At 59.7% G+C, this 19,468-nt stretch carries 14 protein-coding genes; 10 read left to right on the top strand and 4 right to left on the bottom strand.

What is annotated here, in order from left to right:
• Positions 1–89 precede the first annotated feature (89 nt).
• The 6 genes from ACIREA_RS02740 (at position 90) to ACIREA_RS02715 (ending at position 9,656) form a co-directional block, all read left to right on the top strand.
• A complete protein-coding gene (locus tag ACIREA_RS02740; protein ID WP_397380305.1) occupies positions 90–3,635 on the top strand; it encodes a hypothetical protein in 3,546 nt (1,181 codons plus the stop codon).
• Positions 3,636–3,717: 82 nt separating this feature from the next.
• Positions 3,718–5,016, top strand: coding sequence for an alginate export family protein (locus ACIREA_RS02735; protein WP_397380303.1), 1,299 nt, complete (start codon positions 3,718–3,720; stop codon positions 5,014–5,016).
• Between the two features lie 7 nt (positions 5,017–5,023).
• Positions 5,024–6,286 (top strand): cation:proton antiporter, encoded by a 1,263-nt coding sequence (locus tag ACIREA_RS02730; RefSeq protein WP_397380301.1) that lies wholly within the window; start codon positions 5,024–5,026, stop codon positions 6,284–6,286.
• A gap of 60 nt (positions 6,287–6,346) precedes the next feature.
• Positions 6,347–8,884, top strand: coding sequence for an ATP-dependent helicase HrpB (gene hrpB / locus ACIREA_RS02725; RefSeq protein WP_397380299.1), 2,538 nt, complete (start codon positions 6,347–6,349; stop codon positions 8,882–8,884).
• A 60-nt stretch (positions 8,885–8,944) separates the two neighbouring features.
• Entirely contained in the window at positions 8,945–9,199 is a 255-nt protein-coding gene (locus ACIREA_RS02720) for an antitoxin (protein ID WP_397380297.1), read from the top strand.
• Positions 9,200–9,215: 16 nt separating this feature from the next.
• Positions 9,216–9,656, top strand: coding sequence for a TA system VapC family ribonuclease toxin (locus ACIREA_RS02715; protein WP_397380295.1), 441 nt, complete (start codon positions 9,216–9,218; stop codon positions 9,654–9,656).
• Between the two features lie 131 nt (positions 9,657–9,787).
• On the opposite strand, the gene ACIREA_RS02710 is transcribed toward ACIREA_RS02715, so the two are convergent.
• The gene (locus ACIREA_RS02710) at positions 9,788–10,762 is read right to left on the bottom strand and encodes a hypothetical protein (protein ID WP_397380293.1); all 975 of its coding nucleotides are present in this window, start codon (positions 10,760–10,762) and stop codon (positions 9,788–9,790) included.
• Between the two features lie 6 nt (positions 10,763–10,768).
• Entirely contained in the window at positions 10,769–12,019 is a 1,251-nt protein-coding gene (locus tag ACIREA_RS02705; RefSeq protein WP_397380291.1) for an OmpA family protein, read from the bottom strand.
• 163 nt (positions 12,020–12,182) lie between these two features.
• Between ACIREA_RS02705 and ACIREA_RS02700 the strand changes: the two genes are divergently transcribed.
• The 4 genes from ACIREA_RS02700 to accC all read left to right on the top strand — a co-directional run bounded on the left by ACIREA_RS02700 (position 12,183) and on the right by accC (position 16,136).
• Entirely contained in the window at positions 12,183–13,097 is a 915-nt protein-coding gene (locus ACIREA_RS02700) for a PfkB family carbohydrate kinase (RefSeq protein ID WP_397380289.1), read from the top strand.
• 111 nt (positions 13,098–13,208) lie between these two features.
• Complete coding sequence (gene menB / locus ACIREA_RS02695) at positions 13,209–14,021, top strand: 1,4-dihydroxy-2-naphthoyl-CoA synthase (protein WP_397380287.1); 813 nt, start codon at positions 13,209–13,211, stop codon at positions 14,019–14,021.
• Between the two features lie 106 nt (positions 14,022–14,127).
• The gene (gene accB, locus ACIREA_RS02690; RefSeq protein ID WP_397380285.1) at positions 14,128–14,685 is read left to right on the top strand and encodes an acetyl-CoA carboxylase biotin carboxyl carrier protein; all 558 of its coding nucleotides are present in this window, start codon (positions 14,128–14,130) and stop codon (positions 14,683–14,685) included.
• Between the two features lie 95 nt (positions 14,686–14,780).
• Positions 14,781–16,136 carry an acetyl-CoA carboxylase biotin carboxylase subunit gene (gene accC / locus ACIREA_RS02685; RefSeq protein ID WP_397380283.1) on the top strand — a complete coding sequence of 452 codons (1,356 nt, stop codon included), beginning with the start codon at positions 14,781–14,783 and terminating at the stop codon, positions 16,134–16,136.
• Positions 16,137–16,183: 47 nt separating this feature from the next.
• On the opposite strand, the gene lepB is transcribed toward accC, so the two are convergent.
• A complete protein-coding gene (gene lepB / locus ACIREA_RS02680; protein WP_397380281.1) occupies positions 16,184–17,404 on the bottom strand; it encodes a signal peptidase I in 1,221 nt (406 codons plus the stop codon).
• Positions 17,405–17,667: 263 nt separating this feature from the next.
• Positions 17,668–19,464, bottom strand: coding sequence for a translation elongation factor 4 (gene lepA / locus ACIREA_RS02675; RefSeq protein ID WP_397380279.1), 1,797 nt, complete (start codon positions 19,462–19,464; stop codon positions 17,668–17,670).
• Positions 19,465–19,468 lie beyond the last annotated feature (4 nt).

Genomic DNA, 19,468 nt, shown 5'->3' with positions numbered 1-19,468 from the left:
ATGCAAATCAGGGTTGCCGCTATCTTGACACACTTTTTACTGTTCGGAATGAGTCCGGTCTGATAAGCAGTGAGCCAGAATTCGTCTTGATGTCGCCCACGATCCCAAATTCTGCCCCGCTCGCTTTATTGATCAGCTTTTGTCTGATCCCCCCCGCCGTACAAGCCGGGCAGCAGAATCTCATTTCCCTCGGCAACATCAACAACGCGCAGATCCAGAAATCTGCCGTGGGTCCCGGCGCCAGCGATTCCTTCGCGGGCTTTTTTGCAGGGGCGGACACGGAACACGGAACGGAACTCTGGCGCTACTCTGGATCAGCCTCACTTTGGAAAGACGTGCGGCCAGGGCCTGAGTCCAGCAATCCGTCTCAGTTCACCACCGTGGGTAGCAATGTCGTCTATGTGGCCGACAACGGCGTGCATGGCCCCGAATTGTACACGACGGCGAATATCAACACCTACGGCTTCCTCGGCGAGGTGCAGCCTGGCTACTCCCATGCCGCGCCGGTCATCCTTGGCGCAAGCAACGGCCATCTTTGGTTCACCACCGACGCGACTGGCACCAATCCGAGCGAGCGTTTCTCCACCGAGCTGTGGGTGACGGATGGCACGAGTCTTCCGCAAAAGCTCGGCATCTTTGCCGCAGGCTCCATCACCCAGGTCACTGTGCTCGCTGGCCAGCCCATCATCTTCTTCCTGGCGCGTGGACTGGGTGCTCCCAGCAATTACGTTGAACTCTATCGGGCTGGCCATGCCGGCAGTCCCAGTAAAATCGACACCCTGCGCACCAGTTCTGCACCCATACCGACAAGTCCGGTGTATGCAGCGACGAACACTTTCCTCTGCTACCAGACGATCGACCAAAACAAGGAGCCTTGGCTTTATCAAATCTCCTCAGGGATCAAAAGCCAGCTTTTCGACATCGGCGGTGCGTCTGGCGACAGCCAGCCCAGTCACTTCGTCTCCAATGGCACGGACCGCATCTGCTTCGCCGCCACCTCGGTCAGTGAAGGCCGCGAAGTATGGACCACCCTTGGCACAAGCGATACGACCACGCTGTTAGCGAATGTGACATCTGGCGCGGCCAGCAGCAATCCCACCGCCTTGATCATGAGCCGTGGCAATCCCGGGGTCTTCTTCCAGGTCCAGAGCGGCTCTGCTCGTGACCTCTACTATGCCGAGGCCGGAGCCACGCCGGTGTTTCGCTTCTGCGATGCGGGCGTGCAAAACACGACGCTGCCCACGCTGGTCACCGGCTCTGAACTCGCGTATCTGAGGCCGGAATCCACGCAGTTTCGTTTCCGCTATGCCAATGGCAAAACGGGCAGCACCTTTAGCACGGGGCCCTTCTTCACCTCGGTCTCTCGGGTCTGGAATGCGAGCGTCACCACGCCCATGGGAAACGCCGCGTACGTGATCGCCACGCAAACAAACGTGGAAGAACTTTATCGCATCATCGGTGGTGACGTCCTGAAGGTCACTGTGCCGACGCCAGCGGGTGGATCGGCGAAACCGAGAAACTTTTTCCCCTTCGGCACCTCGGACCAGCTTTTTGTCGGAGACACCAACGCCCAGCCTACGCTTTACCGGCTCCCAAACGCCAACAATGCGGCAAGCGCTGTGTCCATGAGCACGCCATCGGACTCCTTTGCCAGCAATGCCTCAAGCCTGAGTTCCGACTTCACCGAAGAGGGAGGCATGCTGTTCTTTACCGGACACGACGGTCATGATCGACGGTTGTTTACCACACCGACAGGTCAGCAAAACAGCGCCACGGTAGTGACAGACCTCTACGACCCCGAGCAACTCGTGACCTTCCAAGGACGCCTGTACCTGCTCGCCCGCCCCACAGCGGGCGGCACCGGCACGAAGAAGCTCTACGGGGTGGAAATCATCGGCGAAAACTACAGCGCTGAATTGGTGAACAGTCCGACGGGATACAACGCCACGGCACTCAAAGTCGCGGCTGGGCAGTTGTTCTTTGTCGAAGAGCACAACAGCACGATCGAGCGTCTGAATGCGCTCGATTCCAGCTTCATAGTAACGACCATCAGCCCCTTCTACAAGGATCCCGCTGGCAAAGGCATCGCGCAACTCACCGCCAGCAGCAGCCACCTCTATTTCACGGCCCAACAAGACAGCTCACCCACTGACAAGCGTGTCATTTGGAGCACGGATGGCACGTCTGCCTCTCTCAAGACTCCCGTTTCATCCATCTTCAATCCACAGCTTCTAGGGGCGCTCGGCGACGCCTGTATTTTCTGGTTCGATCCCGGCACTGGCAGCCAGCACCTCATGTACCAATGGGATTCTGATACTGTCGATGGTCCCAATGTGTTCTTCAGCAGCTCGACTTTTGACACACCGGAAGCCAGCCGCATCAAGAACAAGCCTGCAGGCGTCGAATTCGCGGGCAGATTCTACTTCACCACTCAATCAGGCAGCTTGGTGAGCACGGATGGAAGCGACTTCGAAGTGTTCTATACCAATGATAACTACAAAGTGCGCCCGGAGTACCTCGCCGTTCTCTCGGACAGAATCGTCTTCATGATCACGAATGCCAGTTTTGACAGCTTTTTCTTCTCCTTCTCGCCCACGGAAGGCTTTGTAAATATGTTCTGGTCACCTTCAGATCGCAGCATGCCGTGTCCGATGATCCCTCTCGGCGGGAAACTCTACTTCACCACCTGTCAGTTTGATTCCAACATCGGCGTCACACAGCTCTGGCGTACGGACGGCACCAATCCAGGCACGCAACTCGTCCGCCACGACCTCGCTCAACGCAAGCTCGCCAGCGTGCCCATGGGAGTCTATCGAGGCCACCTCATACTCACCAGTGCAGGCAGCAACGGCGGCGACTCGATGGAGCCTGCGCTGCTGAATGCCACACCGTCTATTCCACAACCCGCAACTCTGCTAGGCCTGCGTGCGCAGCCCGTGTCATTCACCTACGCCCAGCTCGTCACCGGACCGGCCACCGATGATGATGGGGACACGCTCACGCCCCTACGCCTGTTCAACTCGTACGGCACCCTGACTCGCAATGGCAACGCCGTGGCCACCAGCACCGACATCGCTCCAGGCGACACGTTTGAGTGGACGCCGCCGCTCACTGACTCGGGAGTGATTTTCCCTGTCTTCCTCTACAGCAGCGACCCCTGGCAGGAAGGATCGTCCTATTACCCGATCAATCTGCAAACACCGTATGATGTCTGGCGCCAGACCCAATTCCCCATTCTGGAGGGCGAAACAGGGCCGCCACCAAACAGCGCCGCCTGGGAAGACTTCAATGGCAACGGTCTGCCCAACATCTTCGAGCAGCTCTTTGGCCGTGATCCACGCGCGCCCGATTCCACCCCTGGCTGCGTACCCTCCGTCGTCGGCGGTGGGAATGTGCTGCGCTACTCCTTCACTCGCACCGCCACGCTTCCGCAAGGCAATGTGCTCACGGTGGAGCTCTCGACGGATCTGACGCCAGACTCCTGGAGTCCCATCGCTACCAAGTCGGAAAACACCCCTTGGACTGGCACAGCCAGCATCAGCGAAACAACGCTCCCCGACGGCCGTGTGCGAGTGGACGTGGAGATGCCTGCCACCGCTGGCCCCACCTTCTTCCGCCTTCAGGCTGCATATTGAGGCTGCATGCCGGGCCAGCATAAAAGCCATAGCGAAAGTCTATTTTCTTTACGAGTGCTTTTGCGGCAGAGGAATTCCTCTCATGCGCCACGCTTGCTATTTCATCGCCATCCTTGCTCTCTCTGCCGCTCCACTGGCGGCGGATGGCATCGCTGACCAACTGAAGTGGAACTTCCAGGCACGCACCCGCGGCGAGATGCGCAACAACGTCTATGACTTCGACTCCAGCCGCAGCGCGGTGACGGACGACACTTACCTGCTCACGCGCATACGTCTCGGAGTCGAGTGGCAGCCTGCCGACTGGATTCGCTTTGCCGTGCAGGGGCAGGATGTCCGCGAAGCTTTCTCGAAACGCGCCAATATCCCACTGCAAAATGGTGCTGAGGGCGACGACGCCATCGATCTGAGACTCGCCAGTGTTGAATTCGGTCACGCGAATCAAACGACACTCAAGATTGGCCGGCAGGTGCTCGCCTATGGCGATGAACGTCTCGTCGGCCCGCTGGAGTGGCTGAACTTCAGCCGCACCTTTGACGCAGTGAAGTTTCACTATCAGGCAAAGACTTGGTCGCTCGATGCCTTCACTTCCAGCGTCGTGCGCATCCGCCGTTCGCAATTCAACGTGTCTGACTGGCTGGACAACACCGCGACACGGAACGAGTTCTTCAGCGGCATTTACTACAGCAGCCACTTCCTACCTTTCCAGACCACCGACCTTTACGCATTTCACCTGCACGAAGAAAACCTCACCGGCACTTCGAACTTCATCACGCTAGGCACCCGGCACAAAGGTGACCCCACCAAACTTGCTGGTTGGGATTACACCGTCGAACTCGTCGGCCAAGGTGGTCGTGTGAATGGCCGACCACTCAGCGCCTATGCTTACCACCTCGAAGGCGGCTACAACTGGCTCAAATCATCGTGGAAGCCGCGTGTCGCACTCGAATACAGCGCAGGCAGTGGCGATAGCGATCCGAATGACGGCCGCGTTCACACCTTCCAGAATCTGTTCCCCACGAATCATCCGCCGTATGGCTTCATGGACACTTTTTCGTGGCAAAACATGCACAATCTCGTGCTGCGACTCGCCGCGCAACCGCACCCGAAGGTGAAGACCACGCTCGACTTCCACTCCTTCTGGCTAGCGACGACAGGCGATGCCTGGTATCGCGCCAATGGCACTACACGCGTGCGCGCCATCAATCCGAACGCGAACAACCACGCTGGCTGCGAACTCGACTTCACGGTGAATGCCAAGCTCTCGCAGCATCTCGACATGCTCTTTGGTTACTCGCACTTCTTTGCCGGTGCTTACCTCGCCAGCACAGGTGCCAGTGACGATGCTGACTTCGCCTATTTAATGCTCACGCTCAATTATTGATCCCCTTATGACCAATCTCCAACTCGCCATTCAGTTCTTCCTTCAACTCGGCATCATCTTGATCATATGCCGTGTCGTCGGCATCATCGCCTCTCGCTTCGGCCAGCCGCAGGTTGTGGCGGAGATGATTGCAGGTGTTTGTTTGGGGCCATCGTTGCTGGGAGCGCTCGCACCAGCATGGAGTGAGGCTTTGTTTCCCAAAGACTCGATGAAGGTGCTCTTTCCGGTCTCACAGCTCGGTTTGGCGCTGTACATGTTCATCGTCGGTCTCGAGTTTCGCATGGACATTGTGCGCAAGCGCTTTGGCAGTTCCGTCGCCGTGAGTTTTGCCGGCATGGCGGCTCCGTTTATACTCGGCGCAGGGCTGGGCTGGTTCTTGTGGAATCACACCGCACTCTTCCCCAAGGCTACCTCGATGCAGAACGCCATGATCTTCATGGGCGCATCCATGTGCATCACGGCATTCCCGATGTTGGCGCGCATCATCCACTTCAAAGGACTCGCAGGCACCACCATGGGCACGGTGGCCATCGGCGCTGGTGCCATCGACGATGCGGCAGCCTGGGGCATGCTCGCCGTCGTGCTGGCCAGCTTCAATGGTGACATGTCGCATGCCATGTTGAGCATCGGTGGTGGTATCGCTTACGTAGCGGTCGCGCATTTGATCATTCGTCCAATTCTCGCTCGATATGCCGCCGCCATCGAGGCTCGAGGCAAGCTCAGTGATAGCGAGTACGCCTTCTTCCTGGCGCTGATGTGCTTCGGATCTTGGTGGACGGACTACATCGAGCTGCATGCCGTGTTTGGTGCCTTTGTCATGGGCAGCGCCATGCCACGCGGAGTGGTGAGCCGCACACTCATCGAGCGCACGCAGCCATTGGCCGTCGCACTCATTCTGCCGCTGTTCTTCACCTTCTCCGGACTGAACACGCGTCTTGGTTTGCTCAACAGCCCAACACTTTGGCTCTTCTGCGGAGCAGTGCTCTTGGCTGCGATTTTTGGTAAAGGCGTGGCCTGCTGGGCCGCAGCGCGCGCCTCAGGCATCTCGAATAAGGAAGCGATGGGCATCGGTGTCCTCATGAATGCGCGTGGACTCATGGAACTCATCATCATCAACATCGGTCTGCAAAAAGGCATCATCTCCGCCGAGATCTTTGCCATGCTGGCGATCATGGCCGTCATCACCACTCTCATGGCCAGCCCCATCTTTGAGCGACTCGTTGGCACCGGCACCTTCAAAGGCGAGCCAGAGCCGGGCACGGAGATTTGATTCTGTGAATCAGCATTCGACCGGAGAGCAGAATGCGTCATGGATGCGCGCTCCACACACATGTCCGCTCCGCTTCCCATCTTTGAACTCCGCCAGACCTTCACCGCCGCTCTGCTGGATCCGGCGCTGCCGAATCTGCTGATCAAAGCGCCCACGGGCTCGGGCAAATCCACGCAGATCCCGCAATTCGTACTCGACTCCGGCCTGCTGGCCGAGGGCAAACGCTGCATCGTGCTGCAGCCACGCCGCATCGCCGCGCGCATGCTGGCCCAGCGTGTGGCGCGTGAGCGCAATGCACGCCTCGGTGGCGAGGTGGGCTATCAGGTGCGGTTTGAAAACATCACCAGCAAGGAGACTCGGCTGAGCTATGTGACGGAGGGCGTCATGCTGCGGCAGATGCTCGAAGATCCGCAGCTTGAACGCGTGGGCTGCATCTGCATCGATGAATTCCATGAGCGGCATCTGGATGGCGATCTCGTGCTCGCCTTTGCGCGGCAGCTTCAGCGCACGCGGCGGCCGGATTTGAAGATCATCGTCATGTCCGCCACTCTGGTGCCAGGGCCGCTGGTGGATTTCATGCAGCCGTCCAAGCTGCTCGAATCCGAAGGCCGCACCTTCCCCGTGGAGGTACGCTATCAGGCCCCGTTGCAGCTCAAGACCGGCTACCCAGAACCGATCTGGGATCAGGCCGCACGCGCCTGCGAAGACCTCGCGCTTTCCCCCGGTTTTAGCGGCGACATGCTCGTCTTCATGCCCGGCGGTCATGAAATCCGCAAGACCATCGCCGCCATTCAAGGCCGCAGCTTTGCACGTGGTCGGCGCGTGGTACCGCTGCACGGGGAACTCACACCGCAGGATCAGGACGCCGCCGTCACGCCCGGCGAGCAGCCGAAGATCATCGTCAGCACGAACGTGGCGGAAACATCGCTCACCATCGAAGGCGTGCGCGCCGTGGTGGATGGCGGTCAGGCGCGCACAGCTTCGTATGATCCGCGCCGTGGCATCAACACCCTCACAGTGCAAAAAATCAGCCGCGCCTCCGCGGAGCAGCGCGCCGGACGTGCAGGCCGCCTCGGCCCCGGAATCGCCGTGCGTCTTTGGACGCAACGCGATCACCTGCTGCGTCCTGAAAGCGAACTGCCCGAAGTGCAGCGTCTTGATTTGAGCGAAGCCCTGCTCGCACTGCGGGTCCTTTCGCGGGAGCCGTTTGATTGGTTTGAAGCGCCGACACCCGCCTCCATGTCGCGTGCAGAGAATCTGCTGCACGATCTGGGCGCACTGGATCATGAAGGCCGCATCACCACGCTGGGCAGGCAGATGAGCCGCTTCCCGTTGCACCCGCGCTTTGCGCGCATGCTGCTCGCTGCTGCGCAATATGGATGCCTGCGCGAAGCCACGCTATGCGCTGCCGCAGCACAAGGGCGCGACATTTTGCTCATCGGCAAAAACAACGCCTCACACAAAAGCGAAGACCTCTGGGAGCACGATGACGTGACGGAGTTCCAAGCTATTCTGCGCGCCTTTGCTCGTGCCGAGGCCACGAACTTCAACCCCGATGACTGCGCCCGCTACGGCATCCATGCCAATGCCTCACGCGAAGCCGCACGCAGCGCCGATCAGTTCCTCCAGCTCGCGAAACGCTCCGGCCTGCCGATCAAGGACGAAGTCGCCGATCCCACCGCATTAGCAAAGATGCTGCTCGCCGCCTTCAGCGATCACCTCGGCGTGGAGACCAGTACTGGCAGCCGCATCTACCGTCTGGCCGGTGGGTACAGCGGCCACCTTGGCAAAGATGCGCACATCCGCCCGCCTCGCCTCATCGTCGCCGCCGAGATCGTCGAGGTGCAGGGCAAGGCGCTGACCGTGCAGCTCAACAACTGCACACGCATCGAAGAGGACTGGCTGCGCGAGCTCTTCCCCGAAGACTTCACCACCGCCTCCCGCGCCGCCTATGATGCCGTAAACCGCCGCGTGATGAATCTGGAGGAAGTCCGCTTCCGCAGCCTCGTGCTCAGCAGCCGCGAACGTGGTGAGCCCGATGAATCCACCGCCGCCAGCCTGCTCGCCGCCGAAGTCATCGCCGGGCGCCTGCAACTCACCAACTGGAACGACAAAATCGAGCAGTGGATCACCCGCGTGAACTGCCTCTCCAAGTGGATGCCCGACCTCGAAATCCCCGCCATCGGCGAGGAGGACCGCCATCTCATCATCGAGCAGGTCTGCACCGGCTGCATCGCCTACCGCCAGCTCAAGGACAAAGACATCTTCCCTGCCCTGCACCAGTGGCTCAGCCACTCGCAGCGCGACATGCTCGACAAATACGCCCCCGAACGCTACCCCCTTAAAAACGGCAAAACCGCCCGTATCGTCTATGACGAAAAGCAGCCGCCGAGCGTCAGCGCCGTGCTCCAGCACATGTACGATGTGAACGAAAACCCGAAGGTGGCTGCGGGGCGGATCAGCGTCACGGTGCATCTGCTATCACCCGCACAGCGCCCGATTCAAACAACGGGCGATATTGGGAGGTTTTGGCGCGAGGGGTATCCGGCGGTGAAGGCGCAGCTACGTGGGCGATATCCGAAGCATGAGTGGAGGTGAGGGGCGTTGGGTGGAACCAACCTCTTGACATTAAATTGATGGAACTGGCTAATTGCAGGTATGCCCAAGACACAGATCCAAGTACCTGAGGAGTTGTTTCGTGAACTCCGCAGCTTCGCCAAGCAACGCGAGTGGTCCCTGGCGGAAACCTTCCGTCGTGCTGCCGAGTTGTTGCTGCAAGTCTATCCCGAACCACCCGAGCAGCAAACCACGGCCTGGGCCCCTCCGACTTCCGGCAAAGTCGGTTGGAAAGGCTTGAGCGCAGCCCAACTCCGCGACGCCGCCTTTGCCGACGCCGATCCGCGACTGGCCTGATCCCCCAACACGCGCCATGCTCTCGATTGATACCAACCTCCTGCTTTACGCCTACAGCGAGGCAGCTCCCGAACACGACCGCGCCCTCGCATTCATCACCTCCATGTCGGCAAGTGAGAGCGTAGCCCTGAGTGAGTTTGTACTCACCGAGTTCTACCTGCTGCTTCGCAATCCAACTGTGTTAAAGAAGCCTCTCACCGCGCCTGATGCGGTGCGTGTCATCCAAAGCTACCGCCAGCATCCGCGCTGGAAAATCCTCGGCTTTCCTCCCACCAGCCGCGAAGTTCACGCTGATCTCTGGCAGCAAGCCGCCACCCCTGGCATCGCCCGCCGTCGCATCTACGACACCCGCACGGCTCTTTGCCTGCGCGCCTTCGGCGTCACTGAATTCGCCACGGCCAAAGTGAAGGACTTTGAGGGATTTGGATTTCAGAAGGTTTGGAATCCGCTGATATGAGTGATGCCTTGTCCGCCCCCCTTCACTCCCCAATGAAATACAGCGTCCTCGCGGAACGCAGGAACAACTGCCCATTGCTGATTGCGGGAGTCGCACAGTGATTGCGCATCATCTGCAGATTCAGAGCTGACTCAGACAGTGACAGGCGCGGTCACCAGCTTCCTGGCCTGCTCCACCCAGCGCTCACGGTAAATGCGGTCTTTGAAGGCGAGGCGGGCGGAGAACTCTTTGACGCGATCTTCATCCCAGGCGGCGATCTGCGCATGGGTGTAAATGCCGATGTCGTGGAGACGCTGCGCGAGCACCAGAGAGATGCCTTCAATCTCGGTGAGGTTGTCCACGTTTTCAGGCTGGGTCTTGTAAATGAGGCCGAGCTTGGGATCGAGTTCGGAATTGGGCTGGGGATCGAGCTTCAGTTCGAGCTGAGGCGGCACTTCCAGTTCAGGCAGGGCAGGCAGCAAGAGCTCGGTCAATGAGGGAAGGGTGTCGGCTAGCACCAGCCCTACCGGTGCGGCAGGCGCATGCACACCGTTCTCAGATTCTTCTTTGGCGTGCGGTGCGGAAATGATGGCAGCGAGCGGCGATGCATGTGGTGCAGGCGGCGGCAGTTCGGAAGCGAAAGGTGTGATGCCTGTCGTAGCAGATTCGGCACGTGGCTCCGCCGGCACTGCGGGTGGTGATTCCGGCGTCGGGACACTCTCCGGGGCGGCGGGTTCCACGAGCGACGCGTCCGGCTGAGGCACCGTGGCAGGCAGATGAATGTCGCGCTTGGCCATGTTATCTTCCTTGACGGCAGGGGCGGTCTCAGCGGCAACTGGGGCCTCTTTTTTGGGCATGTGAATGGTCTCAGTCGCCATTGCGACAGCAGGACCGGACAAGATGGAGTGATCCCCCACTTTGCGTTTCAAATTGGCAATTTCATCCTTCAAGGAGGATGCCTCACCGAGCAGCAGACGCGTCTGCCGCTTGTAGCGGCCCCAGGTCGCATAGCCAAACAGCATGCCGACGACGAAGAAGATGAATCCCAGCACACTGACAAAGGCACCGCTGTGCATGAGCATGTAAAACAGCGGCTCAGAAGAAAGGGATTCAAAGTCGAATTTCATAGGCAGCTATTTGATAAGGAGTTCGACACAACGAGGGCTGGCACGAGCCGCAGGCGAACCAGCGGGCACGGGATCAAACACCAAGGCATGAATGTCCATGGTGGGCGCGCCCTGCTCCACAAGGAAGGACTGCACGGCTTCGGCGCGGGCTTTGCTGATTTCTTTTTCGGCATTCTCGGGTCCGGCGGGATCTGGGTGGGCACCAATGACAAGCCCGAGACTAGGCCCAGCGGCGAGCAAGGTGGATGCCAGGGCGGCGAGTTTGGCCTGCTCCAGCGGCGGAATTTGCGCCGAGCCGGGATCGAACACGATCACACAGTCGCTCAAGACCTTACGCAATGAATCAAGGGTGTCGGGGGGCAGCTTGGACTGAATCTGATACCCGGGAAAATGATATAGGGAGGGCACCAGCGTGAACTGCGCATCAACCTTGGCAGCGCCGGTGACGGGCCGTAACAACGCCAGCCAAACACTTTCCAGCTGCCGAGTCGCCATCCCCGTGAGATGCGGGATGCCATCGCTCTGGATGTCGAAGGTGCGAGGCGGGGGAAGGGAGAAAAAACTGTTCACAAAGGCCGAGAGCAGTTGTGTTTTGGCAAAGGCGGCAGGCAGCACATGCGGGCTGGCCTGGAGTCCGGTGGGATCCACCACCCGCGCGCCGGCCACTTCCGCGAGCGCGGCCACCAGCTCCGCCTTCAATGCCGTGTCAGGCAGCAGTCCGCTGAGCACGATGGCATCGCCTTTGGCCCTGATGTGCAGCTCCGCAGGCACGCGCAAGGTGTCGATGATCGGCTTGAGCAGCGGGCTGCTGGCGGTGAAGGGCGGTTTGACTCCCTCCGGCCAGAGCACTTCGGGGGAGGAGTGCAGTTCTTCGGTATTGATGACGAGATCGGGGCGCAGATCGGCGAGGAGGCGGCGCACATTGCCAGTTTCATCCCCATCTGGAAACCAGCCGCTGAGGCGGAGGGTGCTCTGGTCCAATTGGGCACTGAGACTGGCCTTCACGTGAATGCGCTCCGCACCGGGCTGCAGACGCAAAGGCCCCAGTGTGCGGATGGATGCCAGCGCCTGCTGGCGTGCGGGCGGATCCGGCGCTTCACCGCTGACAGCGAGGTCGAAAAAGCGCACATCCACGACGGGATCCCGTACCCCGGCGGCCTTCAGGCGCGCCACGGCCTCCTGGGTGAGCCTGGGGAGATTTTCACGGCAAAACAGCCATGCATGCACCCCCGTCGCCACGGGAAGGAGGATCAGCATGAAAAAGCAGAGACTGAGACGCATGAAAGAGTGGCGGAGTGGCAATTGACACAGCGGAGGTGGAACCGATAATCCGCGTCCCCGCTGGCAGCTGTACCGTTAAAGTCCACCGCCTGCGAGGCAAGGACTAACTATTACACCTTATCTAACCAAATACACGCTCATGTCAGTCGTCATCGCTGGAACCGTCGCCCTCGACAATGTCAAAACCCCGCAGGATGCGCAGGAAAACCTGCTCGGAGGTTCCGCCAGCTATGCGGCGCTGGCCGCCAGCATCTTCTGCCAGCCGATCCATCTGGTGGGCGTGATTGGTCATGATTTCCCAAAACCGCATCTCGACATGCTGGCCTCCCACGGCATCACGCTGGAAGGCCTGGAGCGCAGCGACGGTGAATCCTTCACCTGGACCGGCGAATACCATGAAGACATGAACAGCCGCACCACCCACAAGGTGGGCCTCAATGTGCTGGAGGCGTGGCAGCCCAAGCTGCCCGCCGCCGCCAAAGCCGCCAAGGTGGCCGTGGCCGCGAACATGAGCCCCGACAACCAGATGCAGATGCTCGACCAGATTCAGGCCGACTTCGTCACCGCCGACACGATGGACCTGTGGATCAACATCGCCAATGAGCGCCTGCATGAAGTGCTCAAGCGCATCGACCTCCTCGTCATCAATGACGGCGAGGCCAAGGAATTCGCAGGCACGACCAACCTCGTGGAAGCCGGGCGCAAGCTGCAGGCCAAGGGTCCGCGCTTCGTCATCGTGAAGCGTGGCGAGCACGGCAGCTTCCTCTTTGGAGAGAAGCCGGAGGAATTCTTCGCCTGTTCCGCCTACCCCCTCCACAGCGTGTTTGACCCGACTGGCGCCGGAGATTCCTTCCTCGGTGGTTTGTCCGGCTGGCTCGCCGCCAACGGCAAGACCAAGCCGACCTTCGAAGATCTGAAGACCGCCGTCGTACACGGCAGCGTCACCGCCAGCTACACCTGCGAAGCCTTCAGCACGCACAAGCTGCAGACCGTGACGCAGGCGGACATCGCAGCACGCATTGCCGAACTGCGCACCTTCACGAGCTTCGCCTGAGGCTAAGTTGACATGGTTTACAGTGGTTGACGGTCGTTTACGATTGTTTGCCAAACCACTGTAAGCAATCGTCAACAACCGCAAACAACCGTCAACTTCCCCTCTCGCCCCATGTGGACTTCGATCAAAACTTTCAAAGACATCAAGCTGGAGAAAACCAGCGATGGCATCGCCAAGATCACCATCAACCGTCCGAAGGTGCGCAATGCCTTCCGGCCGCTGACGGTTAAGGAGATGCTGGAAGCGTTCGAAATCGTGCATGAGGACCGGAGCGTGGGCGTGATCATCCTCTGCGGCGAAGGCCCCCTGGCCTTCTGCTCCGGTGGTGACCAGAAGGTGCGCGGAGATGCCGGCTACATCGGTGACGACGGCGTGCCACGGCTAAACATCCTCGATGTACAGCGGAAAATCCGCACGATCCCGAAACCCGTGGTCGCCATGGTGGCCGGTTTCGCCATCGGCGGCGGGCATGTGCTCCACATCGTGTGTGATCTGACCATCGCTGCAGACAATGCGCGCTTTGGCCAGACCGGGCCAAAGGTTGGTAGTTTCGACGGCGGCCTCGGCTCCAGCTACCTCGCCCGAATCGTCGGCCAGAAGAAAGCACGTGAAATCTGGTACCTCTGCCGCCAGTACGACGCCAAACAGGCGCTGGAAATGGGCCTGGTGAACACGGTCGTCCCGCTGGACCAGCTGGAAGAAGAAACGGTCAAATGGTGCCGCGAGATGCTCCAGCACTCCCCGCTGGCCCTGCGCTGCCTCAAATCCGCCCTGAACGCGGACTGCGACGGCCAGATGGGGCTGCTGGACCTCGCCGGAAACGCCACGCTGCTCTATTACATGAGCGAAGAGGCGAAAGAGGGCAAAAACGCCTATGTGGAGAAGCGGAAGCCTGATTTTTCCAAATTTCCCCGCCTCCCCTGATCGCGGCTGCCAGATTGGAACCTGAAAGTCAAGAATGCCTTTATGGTTGCCACCTCGGGCGGAGTTTGTATGATCGTCCTCCGTCCGTTGACACACTTCTCCCGACATGGCCAAACGTACCACTACCAAACCAGCAGCCCCCGCCGCCCCTTCGTCCTCAGCCTACGACCTCAAACAGATCCGCGAAATCGTCGGACTCATGGCTGAGAACAACCTGACCTATTTTCACAGCGAGCAAAAAGGCGCCAAACTCGAACTCCGCCGTGGTTCTGATCTGGAGGCTGTCAAAGAACTGCTCCAGAGCATGCCCGTGTCCTCTGGTTCCCACGTCTCCTATGCCTCCGCCCCGGCTCCTGCCGCTGCAGCAGCCCCCGCGCCAGCCGCTGCCGCCAGCGCACCAGCTGCCGCCGGTTCCGAAGCCATGGGACCGACCATCAATTCTCCGATGGTGGGCACATTCTATCGCAGCACCGCTCCTGGGGAAAAGGCCCTCGCCAACATCGGCGACAGCGTCGGCGAAAACAGCATCGTCTGCATCATCGAGGCCATGAAGGTCATGAATGAAATCAAGCCAGAAGGAGTGCGTGGCACGATTGCCCGCGTTCTCGTGGAAGATGGCAAGCCCGTCCAGTATGGCCAGCCACTGTTCGAGTTGAAAGCCTGATTGCCATCCCTGCCCCTGTCTTGACGTCCAGGTCCCGCCGAGTGGGGCCTGCCAATGGTCAAGCCAAGCAGATTTCTTCTACATTCCGATCCCTCATGTTCAAAAAAGTCCTCGTTGCCAATCGTGGTGAAATCGCTCTCCGCGTCATTCGTGCCTGCAAAGAACTCGATGTCAAAACCGTCGCTGTTTATTCCGAAGCCGATGTCGATTCGATGCACGTTCATCTGGCCGATGAAGCCATCTGCATCGGCCCCGGTCCAAGCTCCGAGAGCTACCTGAAAATGAGCCGCATCATCAGCGCGGCGGAAATTGCCAACGTTGACGCCATTCACCCCGGCTACGGCTTCCTCTCTGAGAAGGCCGAATTCGCCGAGGTGTGCGACCAGTGCAAAATCAAGTTCATCGGGCCTTCCGCCCGCGTCATCAGCATGATGGGCGACAAGAACGTGGCGCGTGAAACGGCCCTGAAGGCAGGCATGCCGATCACCCCCGGCTCTGACGGCATCATTCAGACTGAGGAGGAGGCTCTCGAGTGGGCCCGCAAGATCGGCTACCCCGTCATGGTCAAGGCCAGCGCCGGTGGTGGAGGACGCGGCATGCGCCCGGTGCTCAATGAAGCCACTTTGAGGTCCAGCTTCCAGGCTGCTTCCCTGGAAGCCATGAAATGCTTTGGCGACGGCTCCATGTACATGGAAAAGCTCGTCGAAAAGCCTCACCACATCGAATTCCAGGTCGTGGCCGACTCCCATGGCAACGTCGTTCACCTTGGTGAACGCGACTGCTCCATGCAGCGCCGCAATCAGAAGATCATCGAAGAGTGCCCTTCCCCGAAAATCTCTCCCGAAATGCGCAAGCGCATGGGCGATGCCACGGTGAAGCTCTGCAAGGAGATCGGTTACGAGAACTGCGGCACCATTGAGTTCCTCGTCGATAACAAGTGCGAAAACTTCTACTTCATGGAGATGAACACCCGCATCCAGGTGGAGCATCCAATCACGGAAGAAGTGTATGGCTGTGACCTGATCAAGGAGCAGATCCGCATCGCCGCCGGCCTGCCTCTCAGTGAGCACGTGGTGGATGCCCAGCCTCGTGGCCATGCCATTGAGTGCCGCATCAATGCAGAGGATCCTGCCCGCAACTTCGCCCCCAGCCCCGGCAAGATCAATCTCTGGTACACCTCGGGTGGCCGTGGCGTCCGTGTGGACACTCACGTCTATTCCGGCTATTCCGTGCCGCCGTATTATGACTCGATGATCGCCAAGCTCATCGTCACCGGTGCCACACGTGAGATCGCCATCCGCCGCATGCGCCGTGCGCTCGGCGAGTTCACGGTCGAAGGCATCAAGACCACGATCCCGCTGCAAAGCCAGATCATGACCACCTCCGACTTCCAGAACGGCCAGTACGACATCACCTGGGTGGAGAACTTCCTCCGGCAGGAAGGTCTGTAAGACTGAGCTTCGACGCGGGGGCAAGTCCCCCGCGTAAATCAACACAACTACCGGATCAGGCCCCAGTTCCGTCCCAGCGGGAAGTAACAGAACAATCCGGGCCCGACGAGATTGCGCTCAGGCACTGAGCCCCAGTAGCGGCTGTCGGAACTGTTGTAGCTATTGTCTCCCATGGCCCAGTATTCGCGAGCGTTGTCACGGTTGCTCAGCTCGCGCACGGTGCCGTCCGAAAGGAAGCCGAAGTTGCCGTAGCCTTTGTACAGGCCCTCCATAGCCCCCACGCGCTTCATGCCAAACTCCCCAGTAGGTTTGCCGTTCACCCACAGCACGGGTGATTTGACTTCGAGCCGGTCTCCCGGCACACCCACGAGCCGCTTGATGTAATGCTGCGAGCCCTCTTCAACGCTCACCCGCATGTAAGGGCTGCGAATGTTTTTCGTGGTGAAGACGAACACCTCGCCTCGGGTTGGACGGCGGAAGTTGTAGGCAAATTTGTTCACCAGAACGTGGTCCCCGGTGTCCAGAGTGCCTCGCGCCAGCAACTGGCCTTCGGTGACATAAGTCCCGCCTGATTCCCCGAGCTTTTGCTCCACCCGCGCATCGGGGGTGATGTTCTGGCCGTCTGCGCTGACGGGAAGATTCAGGTAACGCTGCATCCCGAGATTCAAACCATCCGGGTCGGTGGCAAGCTGACGCATGGGCGCCCAGATCCACTGCGTGCCGCCATCTTCAAAATGCAGGCGGCAGTGCGCGAAAAAACCGAGGTAGCTGTGCTCCGTCAGAGGAGGCCCATCTTTACGCAGGAAACCCGAACGAGTGGCCAGGACATTGTAGTAGCTGCGACCAGCCACCCAGTCCTTGCACCGCACAAAAAGATTCGGCGTCACATCCTGATCGGTATGATTCGCGACCAACCCATAAAGAGTCGGCTGCATGGAGCCGGTGGGAATTTTGAACGGCTGCGCGATGTAGCTGCGGATGCCCAGCGCGATGACGATGGCGACAAAGAACACCTCCACATTTTCGCCGATGTCCGAATGCTCCACGTGCGGCAGCGCCTTTTCACAGGCCTTGTTGATCTCATCGTTCAAGGCACTGATGCGCGCCTTGTCCCTGGCGCGCATGGCGTCCTCCAGGCTGCTGCGCAAAGCCGTGATCTCATCCAGCTTGGCCGGCGGCAGGATGTCGCGCTTGTAGTTGATGAAGCGCGTCACGCCCTTGTGCAGGAGCTTGGCATGCTTGAGGTAGCGGGGGGTGAGGAAAAACATGGGGACGAGTGCGTGATTCTAGGATGCGACGGGCAATGCTCAAGTGCTGTGATCGACCCAAACCGGATTTGATTCAGCTCCGGGGCTCCACCACCAGTCTCGCAGCACCTCGGCGGCTATCACAGATTCTGAACAAACGAGACTGGCGGTGGCACTGGACGCGTCTTGCCGCAGGATATGCATGGAATGCAGATCCAGTCCAGTGACCCTCAACAGCAGGGGCACTTCCCCGAATTCTCCTCAGCGATGCAAGCTTCTTCGGCTCAGTCGTTCTTCAGCACCTGAATGAACGCCTCCTGCGGGATATTTACCCGGCCGATGGCTTTCATCTTTTTCTTACCTTCCTTCTGCTTGTCGAGGAGCTTCCGTTTACGGGAGATGTCACCGCCGTAGCATTTGGCGGTCACGTCTTTGCGCATGGCGCTGATGCTCTCGCGGGCGATGACCTTGCCACCAATGGCGGCCTGAATGGCGACGACGAAGAGCTGCTGGGGGATGACTTCCTTGAGCTTGGCGCAGAGCTGGCGGCCACGGCTCTCGGCCTTGCTGCGGTGAACGATGCAGGAGAAGGCGTCCACGGGCTCGCTGGCGATTAGGATGTCCATCTTGACGAGCTCGGCGGCCTGGGTGCCGGCGTGTTCATACTCCATGCTGCCGTAACCACGGGTCATGGACTTGAGCTTATCGTTGAAGTCCACGAGGATCTCGTTCAGTGGCAGGACGGTGTGCAGAAGCACGCGGCGGTCGTCGAGGGTCTCGGTATTGTTCACCACGCCGCGCTTGTCCATGACGAGCTGCATGATGTCTCCAATGTTCTCGTTCGGGATCATGACGTTCACCTTCACGATCGGCTCGCGAATCTCGTCGATCTCCGCCTGCGGGGGCAGGAAGGTGGGGTTGTCCACCTTGAGCTCGGTGCCGTCGGTCTTCCTCACGTCGTAAATGACGGACGGATAGGTGGAGATGACATCCATGTCGAACTCACGGCGCAGGCGCTCCTGGACGATCTCCATGTGCAGCAGTCCGAGAAAGCCGCAGCGGAAGCCGAAGCCGAGAGCGGCGGAGCTTTCCGCCATGAAGGTGAAGGCGGCGTCATTGATCTGAAGCTTGCCGACGGCGAGCTTCAGCGCCTCGAAGTCGTCGGTGCTGACGGGATAGATGCCGCTGAAGACGAGGGGGTGGATCTCTTTGAAGCCGGGCAGTGCCTCGGGGGCAGGCTTGCGGCTCTCGGTGAGCGTGTCGCCAATCTTCACGTCAGCGGTCGTTTTGACGTTGGCGATGATGTAGCCGACATCGCCAGCCTCCAGCTTTTCACAGGGGACCATCTTCGGACGGAAGGTGCCGAGATCCTTGATTTCGGAATCGTTGCCTGAGGCCATCAGGCGCACCTTTTGACCACGCGTGATGGTTCCGGACATGACGCGGACATAACTGACAACCCCGCGATAGGGATCGAAGATCGAATCGAACACCGAAGCCCGCAGGTAGCCGTCACCGGGATCTGTCGGCGCCGGGATGAAGGCGACGATGGCCTCCAAAATGTCCTCAATGCCAATGCCCATTTTCGCACTGGCAGGCACAGCCTCATCGGAAGAGAGCTGCAGGATGTCCTCCAGCTGGCGCTTCACCTTCTCGACGTCGGCGCTTGGAAGGTCGATTTTGTTGATGATGGGGACGACATGCAGGTTCTGCTGCAGGGCCAGGTTCAAATTCGCGACGGTCTGCGCTTCGACGCCCTGCGAAGCATCCACCAGCAGCAACGCGCCCTCACAAGCAGCCAGCGAACGGCTGACCTCGTAGCTGAAATCGACGTGCCCGGGAGTATCCAGCAGGTTGAGCTTGTACATCTGCCCATCCTTGGCCTTGTAGTTCATGCACACCGGGTGCGCCTTGATGGTGATGCCGCGTTCGCGCTCCAGATCCATCGAATCAAGCAGCTGATCCTGCTGCTGCCGTACGGTGATGGTTTGCGTGAACTCCAGCAGACGGTCAGAAAGCGTGGTCTTCCCATGGTCGATATGGGCGATGATGGAGAAATTGCGGGTGCGGGAGATGGACATTCAG

The organism is Prosthecobacter sp., assembly GCF_044373815.1.
In the GTDB taxonomy this organism is placed as follows: Bacteria; Verrucomicrobiota; Verrucomicrobiia; order Verrucomicrobiales; family Verrucomicrobiaceae; genus Prosthecobacter.
The sequence above is the reverse complement of the archived record's forward strand: the minus strand, read 5'-3'. Positions and strand labels throughout refer to the sequence as shown.

Bases quoted from the DNA above. Each gene is read 5' to 3' on its own strand.
- accC (WP_397380283.1), top strand. From the start codon at position 14,781: ATGTTCAAAAAAGTCCTCGTTGCCAATCGTGGTGAAATCGCTCTCCGC.
- ACIREA_RS02700 (WP_397380289.1), top strand. From the start codon at position 12,183: ATGTCAGTCGTCATCGCTGGAACCGTCGCCCTCGACAATGTCAAAACC.
- ACIREA_RS02715 (WP_397380295.1), top strand. From the start codon at position 9,216: ATGCTCTCGATTGATACCAACCTCCTGCTTTACGCCTACAGCGAGGCA.
- ACIREA_RS02730 (WP_397380301.1), top strand. From the start codon at position 5,024: ATGACCAATCTCCAACTCGCCATTCAGTTCTTCCTTCAACTCGGCATC.
- hrpB (WP_397380299.1), top strand. From the start codon at position 6,347: ATGTCCGCTCCGCTTCCCATCTTTGAACTCCGCCAGACCTTCACCGCC.
- ACIREA_RS02710 (WP_397380293.1), bottom strand. From the start codon at position 10,762: ATGAAATTCGACTTTGAATCCCTTTCTTCTGAGCCGCTGTTTTACATG.
- ACIREA_RS02720 (WP_397380297.1), top strand. From the start codon at position 8,945: ATGCCCAAGACACAGATCCAAGTACCTGAGGAGTTGTTTCGTGAACTC.
- ACIREA_RS02735 (WP_397380303.1), top strand. From the start codon at position 3,718: ATGCGCCACGCTTGCTATTTCATCGCCATCCTTGCTCTCTCTGCCGCT.
- lepB (WP_397380281.1), bottom strand. From the start codon at position 17,404: ATGTTTTTCCTCACCCCCCGCTACCTCAAGCATGCCAAGCTCCTGCAC.
- menB (WP_397380287.1), top strand. From the start codon at position 13,209: ATGTGGACTTCGATCAAAACTTTCAAAGACATCAAGCTGGAGAAAACC.
- ACIREA_RS02740 (WP_397380305.1), top strand. From the start codon at position 90: ATGTCGCCCACGATCCCAAATTCTGCCCCGCTCGCTTTATTGATCAGC.
- ACIREA_RS02705 (WP_397380291.1), bottom strand. From the start codon at position 12,019: ATGCTGATCCTCCTTCCCGTGGCGACGGGGGTGCATGCATGGCTGTTT.
- lepA (WP_397380279.1), bottom strand. From the start codon at position 19,464: ATGTCCATCTCCCGCACCCGCAATTTCTCCATCATCGCCCATATCGAC.
- accB (WP_397380285.1), top strand. From the start codon at position 14,128: ATGGCCAAACGTACCACTACCAAACCAGCAGCCCCCGCCGCCCCTTCG.